This is a genomic window from Psychrosphaera sp. HA2-10, from assembly GCF_055693745.1.
Genome location: NZ_CM146341.1, coordinates 752,038 through 770,389, shown reverse-complemented (window position 1 = coordinate 770,389; position 18,352 = coordinate 752,038). Strand labels below are relative to the sequence as shown.

The following is an 18,352-nucleotide window of genomic DNA, read 5'->3' as shown; positions in this document are numbered from 1 at the left end:
AGAATTTCCGAAAAATCGACCTTGATATTAACGTCATTAAATTAACGCCGTCAACCTTTAGTTCAACGTTTTTATGTACTTTTTACTTACAATGTAAAGTTTTTGATAAGTTTTTTATATTTAATAGAAATACAGCATCAAAAAAGTAAAGTCATTTGTTGTTCAAACAAGTTTAAAACGTCAATTTCGCTTGTATGCAAAATTGATTCCGCAATTGGATAAAGTTGTTTAGATATGTAATGTTCATAATCTAATGCATTAGCGTTAGAGTTATATTCCACAGGCCCTGTAATGGATATTACATACTGAATTAACGACCCTTTTTGATAAACATCGCGCTGATAGTATTGGTTAGCTAACCTTGCAGCTTTGATTTGTGGCGGTGTAGTTTTGACATATTCCGATAAATGTTGCCGTATTCGTTTTCGATAAATGCATAAATCGTCGAGTTTCCCTTCCCGTAAATCTTTAATCGTATTTTCGACAAACTCACGACAAGGCCGTCCATCGAATATAAGTTCAAATAGAGTTCGTTGAAATGATTTAGCAAGAGGCGTCCAATCACTACGGACAGACTCTAAGCCCTTGAAGATAATTTCGCTCGTGCCGTCGTTATGTTGTTTTTTGCCCGCATAGCGTTTTTTTGAGCCAGCATCGGTGCCTCGGATAGTGGGCATGAAAAAGGGTGAGTAATAGGTTTCAAATTCCATCTCAAGTTTACTATCAAGTCCGAAGTCACTTTCTATTTTGTTTTTCCACCATGTGTTTAATTTTGATTCCAACATCTTTCCGTCACTGTGGGTGTAATTAGAGTTCGCTAAACTAATAAAGACAGAGTCGGTATCACCATAAATTACTTCTAACCCGTTTTCGTGAAACCATGCTTTAGACTCATTTAAAACCCAATGACCTCGCATCGTAATGGAACTAGCTAACTTGGTGTCATAAAACCTGCAACCTGCTGAACCCAGGACGCCATAAAAACTATTCATTATGATTTTAATGGCATTCGAATGAATTAAATTTTGATTTTTTTTAGCCTTTTCTCTTGCCGTCCACAAGGTGTCCAACATTGAAGACAATATACTTTTATTTCGAGTAAACTTGCCGCCTCTAAACCCAGGGATCAAAGTGTCATTGTTTGTATGTGTCGCTTCCACGAGGGTAATGGGGTCGATATTGAAAGTTCTGATAATGCTTGGATAAAGGCTTTTAAAATCAAACACCAATACATCGGAGTGAATGCCCGGAATTGAGTCCATAACAAAGCCGCCAGGACTGTGAACGTAATCGGACATATTTACCAAATTTGGCGCAACCCACCCCCTTCGATGCATTTCAGGCATATATAAATTGGTAAATGCAGCTACTGAGCCACCCGTCTTATCAAGCTCTAAACCTGTTAGTTTCGTGCGTGTTATCAAATATTGAACGAGCTGTTCTTGCGAGAAAATTCGAGATACAAGTTTAGCGTCTTGCAAATTATATTTAGCTAGTTTGAGCGGGGCTTGTCGATGTAAACGTTTTATTTCCTCTAATTTATCGCCGCCCTCTTCGGTTAACGTTAACTTTTTATCGTCTAATAATTCACTGGCGACGTTATCTAAAGAAAAACTCGCGAAATGATACGTGGCATTTTTCATGACATCGATGCCATCAAGCACTAATCTCCCAGCGACGTATGCTCTATCAGGGAATCGTTGTTGACCTTTTTGGCCATCAATAAATTGCAATAAGGACAAATCTCGGCCTAGTGCGAGTGATACGCCGTTTCGCTCACATGATCTAACAATTAATCGAACGTCGAAGCTAATAAAATTCCAACCGACTAGGCAATCAGGATCTAGCTTTTGGACTTCTCGAACAAATCGCTCTAACAACGCTTTTTCTGTGGGTAACCATTCAATAAATTGAAGGTCGTCAACTTCTTGTTCGGAAACAGCTTCGTTCAAAGCAGCGTCTTTTACACCACTGGTGTTATAGAGGACTTTTTTATACTCACTCCTGGCACGCTTGCCCTCTTCTGTAACATTACGTTCAAAATATTGATGTAAGCCGATAGAAAATAGCTCACCTTTTTCATTACACTCTATGTCAATTGACAGTACGCTTAAATTTAGCTCTTCAGCCTCTGCAGCTTTTACTTTGACCTTATCAAACGCTGAAAAGCTATCTTGTTGCGAAAGCGTTTCTCCAACGAATGTTAAACCGCCTTTAATAAAACGCTCCATTAAGAATCTATCTACAGGTTTAACGTCCGCTTCAAACAATTCAATTTGATAGGTTTGGGCCACTTGTTTAACTTTGTAGTAGTTGCGCAAAGACCTGCTATATATTGCCACCATAGGTTCGTTATCAAAGCTTTTAAGCGGTATTTCCTTAAAACGAACAAATATGTTCTGTGATTTTAGCGCCTCTTGAATTGCACTAATGTCTTGTAATCGAACAAAACACACGGCTTCTTGATCTCTAACTAGCAACTTTATTAGCTTGGAGGGACTATCATAGGTCTTGATCCAAATTTCAAATACGAGTTTACCCGCCAAATCATATTGATTTCGAGTAATAATAAAACCGTGTGATGGAATAGATTGATATAAGTGAGTCGACATCGGCATATCAAAAGTTTGAGATGGTCGTTATAATACCCTTAAGAATTAGGTATTCAACTATTGCCTGATAGTAAAAGTGGAGAAGTCTTTTGGAGTGGTTGCTTAACCTTTTTGAATTTACTGAATTGCCAAATAGTATTATTGCCTTGTTATTGGTTTCAGCCTTTTTAGCTGGTTTTATTGATGCTATTGCCGGTGGCGGTGGTTTACTGACAGTCCCAGCCTTATTAGCCTCTGGTTTGCCACCTCATGTAGCCTTGGGTACCAATAAACTGGCCGCGACATTTGGTTCACTTACAGCAAGTTATGCTTTTTATAAAAAGAAGTTGTTTTCGCCTAGCTTTTGGCGTCTAAGCCTCATTGCAACAGCTATCGGTGCAGTGCTTGGCACTGTAATGGTGTCATTTATTGATGCTAACTTGCTTAACAAGATACTGCCTTTCCTCATTGGCTTTAGCGCGCTTTACACATTGCTAAACCCAATTAAACCAACGGGGAACACTCAACTTCCTGAAAAATGCCAAGGCTTAACTATCAAAAAAGTATCACAAGGTTTAACGCTTGGTTTTTATGATGGTTTTGCGGGTCCAGGAACCGGCGCCTTTTGGACCGTAAGCAATTTGTTTTTGTATAAAATGAACCTACTTATGTCCTGTGGCGTTGCTCGAGCTATGAACTTTGTTAGCAATATTTGCTCTTTAGTTGCTTTTATTATTCTGGGCCACGTTAACTTTGCCATTGGAATCGCTATGGGTGCCTTATTAATGTTGGGTTCATACACTGGCGCTCATTCTGCTATTCATTTTGGTAACAAGTTTATTCGCCCGATTTTTACTATTGTAGTTTCGGTAATGGCGGTTAAACTAGCTGTTGATGCTTGGTTGTAATTTAACTTAGGAATACGAAACGTGTCAGTGCAACAATCTATTGCAAATTTACAGTCGCAGTTGGCCATACTTGAACATGAAGTAAAACAGAGTAAGTTGACTCAGCAAAACTGGTTTCGTTCTTCTGACATATTTAACTCAAGTAGTTTTCATACTCAAAGTGATGAAGTTATTGATTACCTAAAAGAGCTAAAAAATAACATCAACCGATTGGCGACAGTAAAAGAGCAGTCACACGCAGATTACCTCAGCGAAAAGATCACAAATCAGTTTAATTGCTTTAAGAATCTTTTGAATTCAAGCAAACTTAATTCAAAATACGCAGCCCATCGAGGCAAACATATTAAGCTTGAACAACGTGTAAAAAAAATTGCTCAACAAGCGACACAAACCAGCCAGTCATTATACGAAGAGCTCTCTCAGCTGCATGAGTACGAAAGACGATTACTTGATATGGTCGCAGACAAACAGACTATGCTGAATCAATATAGTGGCTCCGAGAAAAGCCATCTTCAGCAACAAGTATTATTAACACAACAACGATTAGGTCGATGTCGACAAGCCATTACTGGTGTAGAAGATAAAATTCAAAAATTAGATAGTCGTCAGTAATATGAAACAATTACAAACGGTTTTTCACCCAATTTATAGCCAATTAACACTCCCTAAAAACCACCGGTTTCCTATCCAAAAATATCAATCGTTGCATGATCGCTGTTTGAAGGAGTTTCCGACTAAAATTAATGTGAATTTAGTTGAAAAAAAAGTAACTAAAAGTGAATTACTGTTAGTCCATGATGAACGCTACATAAATGACTTTTTAACTGGTCAAATTAGTGAAAAGGAAATGAAACGCATTGGTTTTCCGTGGTCCCAACAGTTTGTTGATAGAACTTGCCATGCTGTTGCAGGGACAATTAAAACGGTTAAGCTCGCCAGCGAATTTGGCGTTGCGGTTAACTTTACCGGTGGTTACCATCACGCCCACGTAGATTTTGGTTCCGGTTTTTGCGTTTTTAACGATTTAGCGCTTGCTGCCAAAGTAGCCATTAATGAGCAACTAGCGCATAGAGTACTAATTTTTGACTGCGACGTTCACCAAGGCGATGGAACAGCTACCTGTGTAGCAAACGAGCCTGATATATTTAGCGTGTCAGTGCATTGCGAAAAAAACTTTCCCTCTCGTAAGCAAACAAGCGACTTAGACCTAGGATTAGATAAGTATCTAACTGACAGCGACTATTTATCAGCTATAGAAGACACACTAGAGACATGTGTTCATGGCTTTAAACCAGATTTAATTATTTATGATGCTGGTGTTGATATTCACGAGAATGATGACTTAGGTCACCTTAATATAAGCACACAGGGCATTTATAAACGAGACCTGTTATTATTCCAAACGGCCAAAAAACTAAACATCCCAATTATGGCTGTTATCGGTGGAGGTTATCAGCGGGATATTGATGCCTTAACAGACGTTCACTTTCAGCTCATTAAAGCTGCGTGTCATACATTTTTGTAATTTTTGCCCATTTCTCTAATTCAGTGTTATGTTTATAAACAGAAATTAAAAAGGAAATCGCAATGCAACTATCAACAGACATTCATAATTACTACGAAAAATTAGTCATTGACTATATTGCATATAACAAACTAGACGATAAATATAGCGAAGAGTTTATCGCAGATATGTGCTGTATTGTATTAAACCAGCTGCCTTCTAAATACATCCGCCATGAAGTTGATATGGCCTTTTACTTACCGCAAGCCGAGCGTTACGAAATGGAGATGCAAGTTAGAGAAGCCATAGGCCGCGCACTAGAGTTTATGAACTCCAGAGAAAACAGAGAAATATAAGGTTATTCCACGTTGTCCGATATTGAAGTAGCAGAAAAAACATTAGCAAATGCACCTGAACACGTTCAACTAGCTGTCGATTTAATCATGCTATTAGAAGATAACAATGTTGATAGCCACATTGCATTGCAAGCCATTGAGATTGTTAAAGCTGATTTACTCAGAAAAGTAGAAAAGTAGAAAAGTAATTCGTAAAGATTCCATTTGGAGTTTTTATAAAGAAAAAGCACAGCATTGCTGTGCTTTTTTATATCAGAGGTCATTCTACCTGAATGAACACTTCCACTAAAGACCAAGTACTACTTTTTCAGAGCGTAAAGACTTTGAGGTAAATAGCACCAAGCCATAAACAAATAATAAAGTAACAACAAACCCACCAATTACTGGGGTTAAATCTGTTAACTCGCCTCTTATTAATTTACTAATAGCCTGCTGTTGCGCAACTATTGGCAGATAATCTAGTGCGGCATGCTTATATTTACTGAACTCCAACGCCATTGGGACAATTAGAGGCAACATTATCGTATATTGAATATAGGTTTGAGCTTCTTTAAACGATTTAGCATGGAACGTAGTAACTAGCTGAAACGCTGCTGCAAAAAAGGCTAACGGAAAGATGATTACCCACATTGTTAATGCCACTTCAAGGTCAAAATTAAACGCCATACCTATTTTATGAAGCGGAATAAACGGCACAACAAACGCAGTTAAAGCGATGCTTAACGTACCTGCAAATAAACCAAACAATCCGGTATTTATTGTTTTAGACGCTACTACATCAAAAGTGGATACGGGTTGCATCAACAATAACTCTAATGAATTCCGTTCACGCTCACCTGCAGAACAGTCAATCGCAACATTTGTTGAAGAGACAAAAACTGAAAATAAGATAAATACACCCAGCATACCTAATATAATTGCCGATTTAGACCCTGGTGTACTGGTATCTTGTTCATCTAAGTTAACGACATTTGTTAACACTGGAGAGACACCTCGTGCAATTAAACGCATGTTGACAACAGCACCTTCATATTGTTCCAAGACTCTTTTAACGCGGCGTATACTTGCAGATCGTTCCTGATCTGAATAGTCCGCATTCAGCGTAACCAGCGCAGGTTGACCATTTGATAACTGAGCATCAAAGTCTTCATCAAATGTTAGCGTAATTTTTGAATGCTCATGCTTTTCGCCATCAAGCTCAAAGGTTTTTCCTTTTTCTGGAGTTGGCGCGTTATAAATATTTTCGCGATTTAAAAGTTCGACAATTTGTGGTGCTAACTCTGCATTGTTTATCTCAATGTAGATATCGTCTACTGAGCGAGCCTTTTCGATGTTAAACGTCATCATGGCCGCAAATAACAATGGTGTGAATAATGCTCCAAACAGCGCGGCAAAAACGGATCTTTTATCACGAATAGTGTCAATAAATTCCTTTTTAAATAATGCTTTAATCATGCTGCAATCCCCTCATCACTGCCAATTAGTGTCACAAATGCTTCTTCTAATGATTCTTTACCTGTGCGTTCACAAAGCTCAGCAGGTGTTCCTTCGTCTGCAATTTTGCCGTCAGCTATCACGATAACTTTGTCACACAATGCTGCAACTTCTTGCATTACGTGTGAAGAAAACAGAATACAGGTTCCTTGCGCTTTTAACTCGATAAGTATGTCTCTTAAAATCCGCGTGCTCATCACATCTAAACCGCGAGTTGGCTCATCAAGAATTAGGTTTTTAGGCTCATGGACTAAGCTCTGCGCTAACACAACTTTCATTCTTTGACCTTGAGAAAAACCAGCACAACGGCGATCAATAATGTCACCTATGTCTAAGCGATCGATTACTTTCTCAATCGCCTGATGTTTCTTATCACCATTTAAGCCATGTAAATCGGCAAAATAAGCAATTTGCTCACGAGCAGTTAATCGCTCATACAAGCCAAATTTATCTGGAAAAATACCAATTTCACGTCTCGCGCCGATTGGGTCAACTTGGCTATCAATACCATTGATAAAACCAACTCCCTGGTCTGCTTTTAGTAAACCATAAAGTACTCTAAGTGCCGTTGTTTTACCGGCACCATTAGGACCAAGCAACCCTGTAATTTGTCCATCTTGGGCGCTAAAGCTTAAATCTTTTAACGCTTCAACATCACCAAACTTTTTGACTAGATTTTTAACTTCTAACATACCGTTTCCTTACTTAATTTGGTTCATGTTGGTAAAGAATAGCTGCGGGCGAACTTCTTCAGCGCAGCTAAAATCCAAGTTTTCTAACGAGGAGGTTTTTAAGAACTCTTGAATTGGCTTTAAGCAGGTTCTAAATGAAGCAACATGAGAACCTTGTTCGATTACAATATGTTTCGCATTTTCCAGTGTCTCCATCGCCATATCACCATACTCAGGAGGTGTTACAGGATCATATTTACCAGAGAATAAAAGTACTGGAACAGAGGTTTTTAACGGTTTATTAAAATCAGCATCAACCGCCCAACGAGGCCAATAGTCGCAATACGTGCTTAATGCCGAGTAACCGCGCTCACCGTTAAAGTAGTTATCCGCATCATTAAGATAATCAGACTCCGACGCTCGAGGAAAGTCTTCATTACATAAAATGTTAATAGTAAGTCCGGCATACAACTGACCTGGCGCTCTTTTAGGATCATCAGTCTGACCTATCATGGCGGCAATAGCTCGATAATCACCATTAGCGGCTTTATTCACCGCGTATGGAAGGATAACGCGTGAGCCCAGTGCATATAAGGTGCTTCGAAGTGCATCGGTAACTTTATCGTGGGTCAGTACCATATCAACTGGTTTGCCGCTTAATGGATGATAAATACGTTCAGTAACCGGCTGTTCTTTTAAGCGACTAACTAATGTTAAATAGTCATTTTTAAGATTAGGAAACGATTTATTACATTCTTCATGCGCTTTGCAATCTTCCACTAATAAATCAAAAGCTCGCTCAGACGTTTTACCAAAGAAACCAATGACTAGTTGCATCGGTGCATTACTGTCTAATGTTGCAGTTTCAATAGACTCTGGAAATTGCTGTAAATATGTAAAACCCGCTCGGGTACCGTAGGAACCACCAAACACATGAACTTTTTTATGGCCTAAAGCTTCTCGTACTGCCTCTATGTCTTTAATTGACTCAATAGAGTTATAACTCGGCAAATGCTTACCTTTCGCCGAGTCGAGACACTTAGTTACTTCTTTTTGTAAATCAATTTTTCTTTCGTCAAACGATAACGGTTCGATACCCTCTTGATCACACGCTATTGGAGAAGACTTTCCTGTACCACGCTGATCGACCAAAATGATGTCATGCTGTTGTCTTACATCATTCAACATCATATTAAGACCACCAGCAAGTTCTGTTGCTGCTTGTCCTGGTCCGCCTGCTAAAAAGACTACAGGTAGTGCTTTACTCTCTTCTTTAAACCTTGGCAGTACAACAACATTTAAGTCTATTTTATTGTCGTTTGATAATGCTTTGGCTCGATTCTCCGGTACCGTATAAGTGCCGCACAACGCTTTACTTTTTACACCATCTACAAAACACTTTTCTAGGTTCAAGCTCTCTGTTGTATTTAATGCATGAGCAAATGGCGAGATTACTAATGCTGTACTCAAGAGTACAAAAGCACGTAATTTAGCAGGGTTCATAACGGATAACTTCCTTTCATTGTTGTAGTTTTTTACTCAGTCACTTTATATTTTTTGTACTGTATTGGCAATCTGATACATACTTCAAGTGTGGATATTGATACTTGTTTTTGTAACAAAGTATGGCTAAGTGTTTTGTAAACAATTTTGTCCAATTTATTACTATATATCGTAAGCTAAATACTTGTATTTATTAGTCAGAATATCATTCTTAAACCTTAGTAAAAGAGGACAGCAAATGCAGCAATATACGGTAATTGGACTAGGTCGATTTGGACTAGCGGCAAGTCAGGAGTTGATTAGACTTGGGCATCAAGTTATTGGCATTGATTTTAGTGAAAAACTTATCAACAAAGTCGCAGATAAGCTGACTGTTGCTGCCGTTATAGACGCGACCGATGAAGAAGCCCTAAAAGAACTCAACGTAAACGCTTCAGATGCTGTTCTGGTTGCCATTGGTGAAAATTTGGAAGCAAGTATGTTGTGTGTACTTACATTAAAAACCATGGGCGTAGAGGAAATATGGGTTAAAGCTACGTCTAAACAGCATCATATGATTTTAAGTAAGCTAGGCGTCGCACGAGTTATTCACCCGGAAGAGGAGATGGGTATTCGCGTTGCACAATCTCTAAATTATCCAATGGTTAATCAATACATGAGCATTGGCCATCAGCAATATTTAGTTGAAGTTATTGTCACTGAAAAACAAGATGGCTCAAAACTAAAAGAGTTAATTGAGGACAAGCAAAACAATATTTCGGCTTTAACGGTTCAGAGAAAAACTGACGCTTTTAATCACCCTGATAGTGACTTTATACTTAATTGTGGCGACTCTTTAATACTCTCGGGCTCCATCAATGCATTAAAAGGCATTGCCCCTAAGTTACTTAATAAATGAAAAACTGGGATCCAAACTACTTACCTTATCAACCGAGCCCAAAGATTCCATCAAAGTGCCGAACCATCAGTCCGCCGCTCGTCTTATTTTGGGGGTTTTCGACAGTAATACTTATCGGCGCGTTACTGTTAATGATGCCATTTTCTTATGTAACCCCAATATCCTGGAACCAGGCTATTTTTACAGCTGCATCCGCGGTGACGGTAACAGGCTTAGTGGTGGTTGACACAGGTTCACAGTTTACTATTTGGGGCCAAACCATTATAGCTTTACTCATTCAAATTGGTGGGCTCGGCTTTGTTACTTTCGCTATCCTTGCGGCCACTAGTGTGGGTGCTAAATTTAACATTGGCCGTATGAAAGTTGCTCAAGAGGCGCTCGGCCAGACTAGTCTCGAACAAATTACCAATATTGCTAAATTTGTAATAATCATAGCGTTAGTGATTGAGTTCATTGGATTTATCTTGCTCACATTACTATTTTTACAACAACAATCAATTGGTGACGCCACCTATAATGCATTCTTTTACACTATTTCAGCATTTAATAATGCCGGTTTTGCCTTAAGCGCCGATAGTCTTACCGCCTTTCGAGGTGATGCTGGAATTAACTTAGTCATAACCTTGTTATTTATTATTGGTGGATTGGGTTTTATTGTATTGATTGATATTAAAGACAATCGCCGTTGGTTTAAATTCACGGTAAATACCAAAGTGGTGTTGATCGCAACCCTAATAATTAATGCTCTTGCGTTTTTACTTTTTTGGTTGATTGAAAAGAACAACCCAGCGACGCTTGCCACGCTTCCTCTTTCGGAACAATTATGGGCATCTTGGTTTCAAGCGGTCACCCCCAGAACTGCCGGGTTTAATACTCTGCCAATAGAGCAGCTAGAAAACAGTAGTACCTTATTAGTTATTTTATTGATGTTTATAGGTGGTGGTTCGTTAAGTACCGCGAGTGGGTTAAAATTAGGAACTTTTGTTATTTTACTATTGGCTACTTATCACTTTTTGCGACAGCGCTCGCAAGTTACGATCTTTTCACGAAGTGTTAAAAACAAGGCGATATTTACCGCGCTTTCGCTATTTGTCGTTTATATATTTTTAATCTTTGCAGGGATCTTTTTATTGACATTAAGCGAAGATGCTCCCTTTCTTGATATCGTATTTGAAACGGTGTCGGCAATTGGCACTGTTGGTCTATCACGCGGCTTAACTGGAACGTTGAGTATTTATGGCCAATTTATAATAATTTTTTTGATGTTGGTAGGTCGAGTTGGGCCGTTAAGCTTTATGTACCTGCTTGCGACTTCTAAGCGAAAACACGTAACTTATGCTTCTACATCTATCAAAGTGGGTTAATTGAAGATTGTTAACACTGAGGAATTCAGGTGGCAACCTCACCAGCGACATCTCGGCACACGAATCACTAGCTATGGCTGCTCCCTTCCGGGCCTGACCAAGTTTACCAGCTATCGTTGCGAGAGAACCAATGAGGTCACCATAACGAACTGTTGAACTACATTGCGTTACCTCAACGCCGCGAATTATTACGCAAACCAATACCAGTTGCAAGGTGTAAAAGGAAAACTGCCGTTAATTGGTCAATAATTGAGTCGCTCAATTATTGCATTATTTTATAACATAGCGCCTTGTCGTTAAGGTACACTATGTTATCAAAAGTAAATGCTCGTTATGATAAGGATAAACTAGCCTCATGCTTTTTAATCAAACTAAAGACCCAAAACAAATTGCCTTGGTTTTAACTGGCGGCGGTGCTCGGGCCGCTTATCAAATTGGTGTTCTTAAGGCAATTACGGCACATTTACCTCGTAACCAAAAAATACCATTTAAGATTATTTGTGGTACATCTGCTGGTGCCATTAATGCAGTTACATTATCAACGCATGCATCTTGTTTCCATTTGGGCGTAAAAAAAACAGAGTGGGTTTGGAAAAACTTTACGACTGATCAGGTATACGTTAGCTCTTGGACTGGCGTATTTACTTACCTCTTTAAAAACTTTTTATCACGCTTCACGAAGCGAGGCCTAGATAGAGCTACGAGCCTATTAAACAACGAACCTTTACGGAATTTGTTAAAACAAGTAATAAACTTTCAGAGAATTGATCGAAACATCTTAAGTGATCATCTCACCGCAATTTCAGTATCAGCATCAAGCTATAGTAATGGCGACTCTATTTCTTTTTTTCAGTCAAGCGAAGGTGAAGAGTGGCAGCGGGCAAAACGTCAAGGGGTTAAAACCGTATTAACAACACGACATTTAATGGCGTCGTCGGCAATTCCACTCATGTTTCCTAGTATAAAAATAGGTGATAGCTACTATGGAGATGGTGCAATTCATCAATTAAGTCCCTTGAGTCCTGCGATACATTTAGGAGCAGATAAAATATTAATCATTGGTGTCGAGCAACCGAATAAGGATAAGTATTACGGTCAATCTGAATTCCACCCAAACTCAGCTGCCATTACCGGACACTTACTCGATACTGTTTTTACCGACTCTATGAATGCAGATTTAGAGCGATTACAACGGATAAACAAAACGCTAGAATATGCGCCAACTGAAAAAACAGGGCTGAAAAAAGTGGACACGCTTCTTATCAACCCTTCGAGAAACTTCAATAAACTTGCTCGTCACTACTATAAAAACTTACCACCAGCGATTAAGTTTCTTATGCGCTTTTTTGGTGTGAAGCAAAATGCCGAGTCAGCATTATTGAGTTATATTTTGTTTGAAAAACCCTTTACCGAAAAATTAATTCAAATTGGTTACGAAGATGGTGTCGAACGTATTGATGAAATTCTTGAGTTTCTTGAGTTAGAAGCCAACCCCAAAGCTATGAAAAAGATGACAGGCTAGCCTGTCATCAAAAATCGTTCAATTCTCTCTACTCTTCTAGGTTTACCCTTCACTACGATAATATCTTGAGCTTGCACAATTGTATTTAAGTCTGGATTGGATATTTCTTGTCTATCTCGACGTAACCCGACAATATCGACGCGTCGTTCAACGATACCGAGTTCTGACAATGTTTTGCCTATTGAGTATGCGCCTGCAGGTATAGCAATAGCGTGAATAAACTCAAGTAAGTCTCTTTTATCGTTCGATACCTCGGTACCCTCGCCTTGATAAAAACCGTGCATCTGACCGTAGCGGTTTTCGCGCTCTTTGCGTATACGCCTTAATACTCTAGACATAGGCACGCCTGATTCAAATAGAACCTGAGAAACCAACATCAAGCTACCTTCAATTGCCTCAGGAACCACTTGATCCGCGCCTTCCTCTAATATGAATGCCATATGTTCGTCCGATTTAGTACGTACCATAATTCTGGCTGAGGTGACGCATTGCTTTACATTGTTAATAACAGTTTGAGTTTTAGCTAAATCCCCAAATGTAATAACTACGAGTTTCGCCGCCTCTATTTTTACCGCTTTTAATATAGCCTTATCTCGAGCATGTCCGTATTGCACGTTTTCACCGGCGGCCTGCGCCTCTGCTACTCGAACCGGGTCGACATCTAATACCACATATGGCACAGCTTCAGATTTTAAAAAGCGACTTACTGTTTGGCCAACGCGACCAAAGCCACAAATAATTACGTGATCTTTCAAATCCGTTTCAAACTCCGCCTCGGCTGTCTCTATATGTTCTTGTTCTGTGTTACCAAATAAACGACTACCCGCCAGAACTAACCTTTTGTCATTGCTAATTATAGTTGGTGTAACCGCCATACTCAGTACACCTATCCCTAACAATGCAGCGGCCAACTCAGACGAGATAAGATCAAACTGTTGAGCCAATGCGACTAAGACAAAACCAAATTCACCCATTTGAAAAAGCATAAGACCTGCAGACCAACCATCGGCGCTCGTCTCGCCAGCTAAAACGGCGACATGTCGAATCAAAATAGTCTTAATAAGTAACATGATGACTATGCCTGATAGAATAAATACCCATTGGTGTAACATAGCTTGAATATTCAGTTCCATACCAACAGATATAAAAAACAGCCCCATTAAGATGTCACGAAAAGGGCGAATGTCAGCTTCGAGTTGATGTTTATACTGACTCTCACTAAGCATCATACCGGCAAGAAATGCTCCCAAAGCCATAGATAAGCCAAAAAAGCTGGTTAGCGTGCCGGCTAAAACCGTGACCAAAATAGCGGTTAATACAAATAACTCATCCGTGCGCACTTGCGCGACCTGATTAAAGATTCTCGGTAAAACCCATTTCCCTACCGACAGTAAAATAGTTACTACCAAAGCCCCTTTTGCTAGTGCAATGGCGATAGCGACTAATACGCTTGTTTCACCGTCACCGCCTAGAATTGGAATAGCGATTAAAAACGCGACAACCGCAATATCCTGAAACAGTAAAATACTAATGGCTATTTGTCCGCGTTTTGTCTGTGTTAAGCCACTTTCATTAAGCGACTTTACAACAACGGCAGTAGACGATAGTGCGAAAATACTGCCTATAATGAACGCACTTTCCCAAGTTTGATCTAGGCCAACAAACATCAACATAAATATAATAAGAGTCAGGACGACCTGCGCACTGCCGACCCCAAATACTAAGTGTCTCATGGCTACTAATTTAGGTACCGAAAACTCTAAACCTAAACTGAATAACAAAAATACAATGCCAAGTTCGGCTACCAAAACCAAATCTTTAGGCTCTGCAATGATACTGAAAACCTGGGGGCCGGCGATAACACCAGCAACTAAATAGGCTAAAATTGCTGGTAACTTTAATCGTTTGAAAAGCCAAACCAAAAACACCGAAGTGGCCAATAAAAAAATCAATTCAAGAAAAAAACCATGGCCCATAACTAATCTACTCTCATCCTAATTTTGGCAACCCATTGCCGACAGTATTTTGTCAGTGTAGCAGAACAAATTTCAGTCATATCATTTTTCTATATTTATCAGCTTATTGCATAAGTGGCACGACTTTCGCTTATACCAGTCAGGTTTACTTTTTTATTATTTATTTACGGAGGCATCAGTGGATTATATTAGTCATTTGGACGTTATTAACCCTGACTCAAATGCTGCCTTATTGACGAATTGGTCAGGCTACAACACCTCATATGGTGATCAGGTTTCACTGTTAGAGCAGTTACAAACAACGCTGGATATTACCCAGCAGCTGTCTATATTTCTGCGTGCCTTATCTAGTAGCTTCAAAATTACTGGTATTGAATTAGAAACCTACCATGGAAAGTTTGAGGCTGGAAATGCAAGCGATGATAATGAAAGGCTTTCATTACCGATTCGTATACATGACCAGTTAATGGGACGAGTAATTTACTACTCGCAAAAGCCGATTACTGACATATTTTTGTCGTCACTAAGTAACTTTCAAAAGCGCTTGGTTTTTCCATTGCGTAATGCGTTGGCGTTCTGGCAATTGCAACAACTTGCATTGCAAGACTCATTAACTGGTATTGGAAACCGAGCTAGTTATAACGATGGGATTGGCAGAGCTTTGTTACAAGCGAAGCGTCACCAGCAACCTTTTGCACTGTTAGTTCTGGATTTAGATAATTTTAAACAAGTTAACGATCAATACGGCCATCAGATTGGCGATGATTTGCTAATTCAATTTGTTGCTTTAACAAATGATTGTTTGAGAGGAACAGACCAGTTCTTTCGATTTGGTGGTGATGAATTCGCTATTATCCTAGAGCATGATAATCATGACTCAGCATCGGTAGTTACTAAGCGCTTACTAGATGCTTTAACTGCTTCATCTGTAGTAAAAAAGTATGATGTCAGCGTTAGTATTGGCTGCTCATATTATAAAGACGGTGATACTGAAGCTAGTTTATTTGCTCGAGCCGATAAAGCTTTGTATCAAGCAAAATCAGCTGGTAAAAACCGCGTAGAATTCGCTTAACGCGGAAAATCAAGCTCAATATGCGATTGGAACGGATACGCAATCGCATAACCAACTACTGACACCAACTCACCATTCAAATATAACAGCGGCACACGACTTCTTAACCAAGCTGGACAGCCCAGTTGTTTTAGTAACTCACTGACTTTTTTGTTTCCAGAAGACTGGTTAGGCTGTATTTTATCGCCAACCTGACCCCACCTCACAACTAGGGTATTTGACTCATTTAACTTGATACTGTTATGCAGTTTAATTTCAATTCTTTTACCTTGATACAAACTACCCTCTGGCAATACACAATGAGAGTGAACCACAGCGCTATTCCCATTGATGTTACCGGGTGAACAAGAAATTAATTGAGGTAATGGAGCCTGTTCAATTTGTTCACAATATAGCTTATTTTTAAATCTTCTTATGGTGAAGTCCGACATAACGACTTTCGGCTGACTATCATCTTTACTCGCGATAACATTAGACATCACTTCCGCTAAAACGTTTCTTGATGGTGCACGACTTGTTCTACGTTTGATAAAAACACGAATCAGCTCAGCTTGCTTAAGTGTTTGTAATTTTTCCCACTTTTCTAAATTTAGTGCCTCGAAATCACATACTCCAGGCTCAAGTAATTGCGCTAGTTCTTCACTAAGGTAAATTCCAAGTAATTCGTTTTCTTTAGATAGCAATTCTGTGGAAGTTTTGATGGATGAGCCTATTTTAGGCCAGCGTTTTTCTAGAACTGGAGTGAGTTCATGGCGAATGTAATTGCGATCAAAATGAGTATCTTGATTGCTTTCATCTTCAATCCACTCAAGAAATTGTGATTGCGCATAACTCTGTAACTGTCCCTTTGATAACGATAACAAAGGACGAACAAGTTTTATTTGTTTGTGTTTGCCTTGATGATTGGGTAAGTCACTAACTGCTGTCATAGAAGCCAAGCCTTTGCTACCCGAACCTCTGGCTAATCTGAGAAAAAACGTTTCCATTTGATCTTGTAAATGATGCCCTGTAAACACGAAAGTACTCGATGGCAATGTTTTGGCAAAAACCTCGTACCGAGCGTCTCGAGCTATTTGTTCTAGTGAACGTTGGGGTGTTTTTTCTAGAGACAATTTATGTGATTGCAATGGAATTTGATTAATCTCACAATACTTTTCTACACTTCGTTGCCAATTATCTGCATTAACACTTAAACCATGATGAACGTGAATAGCGCTAAATTGAATATCAAACTGGTAACGTAATTCTAGCATTAAGCGTAACATCACCATGGAGTCTAACCCTCCACTTAGTGCCACCACAAAATTACTAGTATTACCATGTTGGTCAATCTGCAAATTATTTAGCTTAATAAACTGATAAAGCTCTTTTGCATCAGGTGAAGTCATAGTAGCGCTTGTTTGTTTCATTTCATTAGAGTCTTGTATGCTGCATTACATTAAAATTCAGGCATAAAAAAAGCCATCTTGGAGACGGCTTAATAATACGATAATTTTTTATTTATAAATAGCCAAACGCCATTAAACGGTTATAACGCTTATCGAGTAATTCTTCTTTTGATAGCGTTTTTAAGTCCGTTAAATCTTGTTTTATACGCTGCTTTAAATTCGCTGCCATTTTATCCATATCGCGGTGAGCGCCACCTAAAGGCTCTTTTACGATATTATCTATTAAGTCTAGCTCTTTGATCTTAGTGGCAGTTATACCCATGGCTTCAGCTGCTTCAGGCGCCTTGGCCGCACTCTTCCATAAAATAGAAGCACAACCTTCTGGCGAGATAACGGAATACGTAGAGTATTGCAACATATTAACTCTATCGCCAACCCCTATTGCTAGGGCTCCACCAGAACCACCTTCGCCAATGACAGTACAAACAACTGGTACTTTTAATCCTGACATTACTTTTAGATTACGAGCAATAGCTTCACTTTGACCGCGTTCTTCTGCACCAATGCCAGGGTATGCTCCTGGTGTATCGATAAACGTAATAATTGGCATGTCAAAACGCTCTGCCATCTCCATTAAGCGCAATGCTTTACGGTACCCTTCCGGTTTTGGCATACCAAAGTTACGTTTGATTTTTTCAGCCGTATCACGACCTTTTTGTTGACCTATAACCATGACTGGCTCATCGTCCAATCTTGCTATGCCGCCAACAATCGCTAAATCGTTTGCGTAGGTTCTATCGCCAGCTAACTCATCGAATTCAGTAAAAATACGTTCAATATAATCTTTTGTATAAGGACGTAAAGGGTGTCTTGCGATTTGCGCGACTTGCCAAGCCCCTAAGTTGCCAAAAATTTTCTCAGTTAATTCACGGTTTTTGTCTTTTAGATTTGAAATTTCTTGCTCTAGTCCTAAATCTAATTCACCACCACGATTAACGTTTTGTAGCTCATTAATTTTTGCTTCTAGTTCTGCAATCGGTTGTTCAAACTCAAGATAATTGAGACTCATTGTTCCACCAGTATTTACTTTAATTTTCTATCCATG

The 18,352-nt window shown here is 39.2% G+C and carries 16 protein-coding genes and 1 other RNA gene; 9 read left to right on the top strand and 8 right to left on the bottom strand.

The features are described 5' to 3' along the window. Positions 1-137 precede the first annotated feature (137 nt). Positions 138-2,612, bottom strand: a complete 2,475-nt coding sequence (locus ACZ1GV_RS03565; protein WP_472675264.1) for a DNA polymerase II — start codon at positions 2,610-2,612, stop codon at positions 138-140. 89 nt (positions 2,613-2,701) lie between these two features. Here ACZ1GV_RS03565 and ACZ1GV_RS03560 point away from each other — a divergent pair, with 89 nt between their 5' ends. The 5 genes from ACZ1GV_RS03560 (at position 2,702) to ACZ1GV_RS03540 (ending at position 5,539) form a co-directional block, all read left to right on the top strand. After that, the gene (locus ACZ1GV_RS03560) at positions 2,702-3,499 is read left to right on the top strand and encodes a TSUP family transporter (protein WP_472675263.1); all 798 of its coding nucleotides are present in this window, start codon (positions 2,702-2,704) and stop codon (positions 3,497-3,499) included. A 21-nt stretch (positions 3,500-3,520) separates the two neighbouring features. After that, complete coding sequence (gene priC / locus ACZ1GV_RS03555; RefSeq protein WP_472675262.1) at positions 3,521-4,111, top strand: primosomal replication protein PriC; 591 nt, start codon at positions 3,521-3,523, stop codon at positions 4,109-4,111. A 1-nt stretch (position 4,112) separates the two neighbouring features. Further along, entirely contained in the window at positions 4,113-5,024 is a 912-nt protein-coding gene (locus tag ACZ1GV_RS03550) for a histone deacetylase family protein (RefSeq protein WP_472675261.1), read from the top strand. Between the two features lie 62 nt (positions 5,025-5,086). Beyond that, entirely contained in the window at positions 5,087-5,359 is a 273-nt protein-coding gene (locus ACZ1GV_RS03545; protein WP_210559962.1) for a late competence development ComFB family protein, read from the top strand. 12 nt (positions 5,360-5,371) lie between these two features. Further along, positions 5,372-5,539: a DUF2496 domain-containing protein gene (locus ACZ1GV_RS03540; RefSeq protein ID WP_472675260.1), complete on the top strand. Its 168-nt coding sequence runs from the start codon at positions 5,372-5,374 to the stop codon at positions 5,537-5,539. A 105-nt stretch (positions 5,540-5,644) separates the two neighbouring features. Here ACZ1GV_RS03540 and ACZ1GV_RS03535 read toward each other — a convergent pair whose 3' ends face one another. The 3 genes from ACZ1GV_RS03535 to ACZ1GV_RS03525 are packed head-to-tail and all read right to left on the bottom strand — an operon-like array spanning position 5,645 to position 9,027. Then, positions 5,645-6,814, bottom strand: a complete 1,170-nt coding sequence (locus tag ACZ1GV_RS03535) for an ABC transporter permease (protein ID WP_472675259.1) — start codon at positions 6,812-6,814, stop codon at positions 5,645-5,647. Then, a complete protein-coding gene (locus ACZ1GV_RS03530; protein ID WP_472675258.1) occupies positions 6,811-7,545 on the bottom strand; it encodes an ABC transporter ATP-binding protein in 735 nt (244 codons plus the stop codon). The genes ACZ1GV_RS03535 and ACZ1GV_RS03530 overlap by 4 nt, the downstream gene beginning before the upstream one ends. Before the next feature lie 9 nt (positions 7,546-7,554). Further along, positions 7,555-9,027 (bottom strand): alpha/beta fold hydrolase, encoded by a 1,473-nt coding sequence (locus tag ACZ1GV_RS03525; RefSeq protein ID WP_472675257.1) that lies wholly within the window; start codon positions 9,025-9,027, stop codon positions 7,555-7,557. Positions 9,028-9,265: 238 nt separating this feature from the next. Between ACZ1GV_RS03525 and ACZ1GV_RS03520 the strand changes: the two genes are divergently transcribed. Further along, positions 9,266-9,925, top strand: coding sequence for a potassium channel family protein (locus tag ACZ1GV_RS03520; RefSeq protein WP_472675256.1), 660 nt, complete (start codon positions 9,266-9,268; stop codon positions 9,923-9,925). After that, positions 9,922-11,289: a TrkH family potassium uptake protein gene (locus ACZ1GV_RS03515; protein ID WP_472675255.1), complete on the top strand. Its 1,368-nt coding sequence runs from the start codon at positions 9,922-9,924 to the stop codon at positions 11,287-11,289. The genes ACZ1GV_RS03520 and ACZ1GV_RS03515 overlap by 4 nt, the downstream gene beginning before the upstream one ends. Positions 11,290-11,325: 36 nt before the next feature. Here the strand turns inward: ACZ1GV_RS03515 and ffs are convergent. Next, positions 11,326-11,422, bottom strand: an RNA gene (gene ffs / locus ACZ1GV_RS03510) — signal recognition particle sRNA small type. 222 nt (positions 11,423-11,644) lie between these two features. Here ffs and ACZ1GV_RS03505 point away from each other — a divergent pair. Continuing rightward, positions 11,645-12,811, top strand: a complete 1,167-nt coding sequence (locus ACZ1GV_RS03505) for a patatin-like phospholipase family protein (protein WP_472675254.1) — start codon at positions 11,645-11,647, stop codon at positions 12,809-12,811. Here ACZ1GV_RS03505 and ACZ1GV_RS03500 read toward each other — a convergent pair. Continuing rightward, a complete protein-coding gene (locus ACZ1GV_RS03500) occupies positions 12,808-14,787 on the bottom strand; it encodes a monovalent cation:proton antiporter family protein (protein ID WP_472675253.1) in 1,980 nt (659 codons plus the stop codon). The two genes, ACZ1GV_RS03505 and ACZ1GV_RS03500, sit on opposite strands and share 4 nt — an antisense overlap. Before the next feature lie 178 nt (positions 14,788-14,965). Here ACZ1GV_RS03500 and ACZ1GV_RS03495 point away from each other — a divergent pair, with 178 nt between their 5' ends. Next, positions 14,966-15,859 carry a GGDEF domain-containing protein gene (locus tag ACZ1GV_RS03495; RefSeq protein WP_472675252.1) on the top strand — a complete coding sequence of 298 codons (894 nt, stop codon included), beginning with the start codon at positions 14,966-14,968 and terminating at the stop codon, positions 15,857-15,859. Here the strand turns inward: ACZ1GV_RS03495 and tilS are convergent. Together tilS and accA are read right to left on the bottom strand one after the other, a co-directional pair. Further along, positions 15,856-17,247, bottom strand: coding sequence for a tRNA lysidine(34) synthetase TilS (gene tilS, locus ACZ1GV_RS03490; RefSeq protein ID WP_472675251.1), 1,392 nt, complete (start codon positions 17,245-17,247; stop codon positions 15,856-15,858). The genes ACZ1GV_RS03495 and tilS overlap by 4 nt on opposite strands. Positions 17,248-17,359: 112 nt before the next feature. Continuing rightward, positions 17,360-18,316 carry an acetyl-CoA carboxylase carboxyl transferase subunit alpha gene (gene accA, locus ACZ1GV_RS03485; RefSeq protein ID WP_472675250.1) on the bottom strand — a complete coding sequence of 319 codons (957 nt, stop codon included), beginning with the start codon at positions 18,314-18,316 and terminating at the stop codon, positions 17,360-17,362. Between the last annotated feature and the right edge of the window lie 36 nt (positions 18,317-18,352).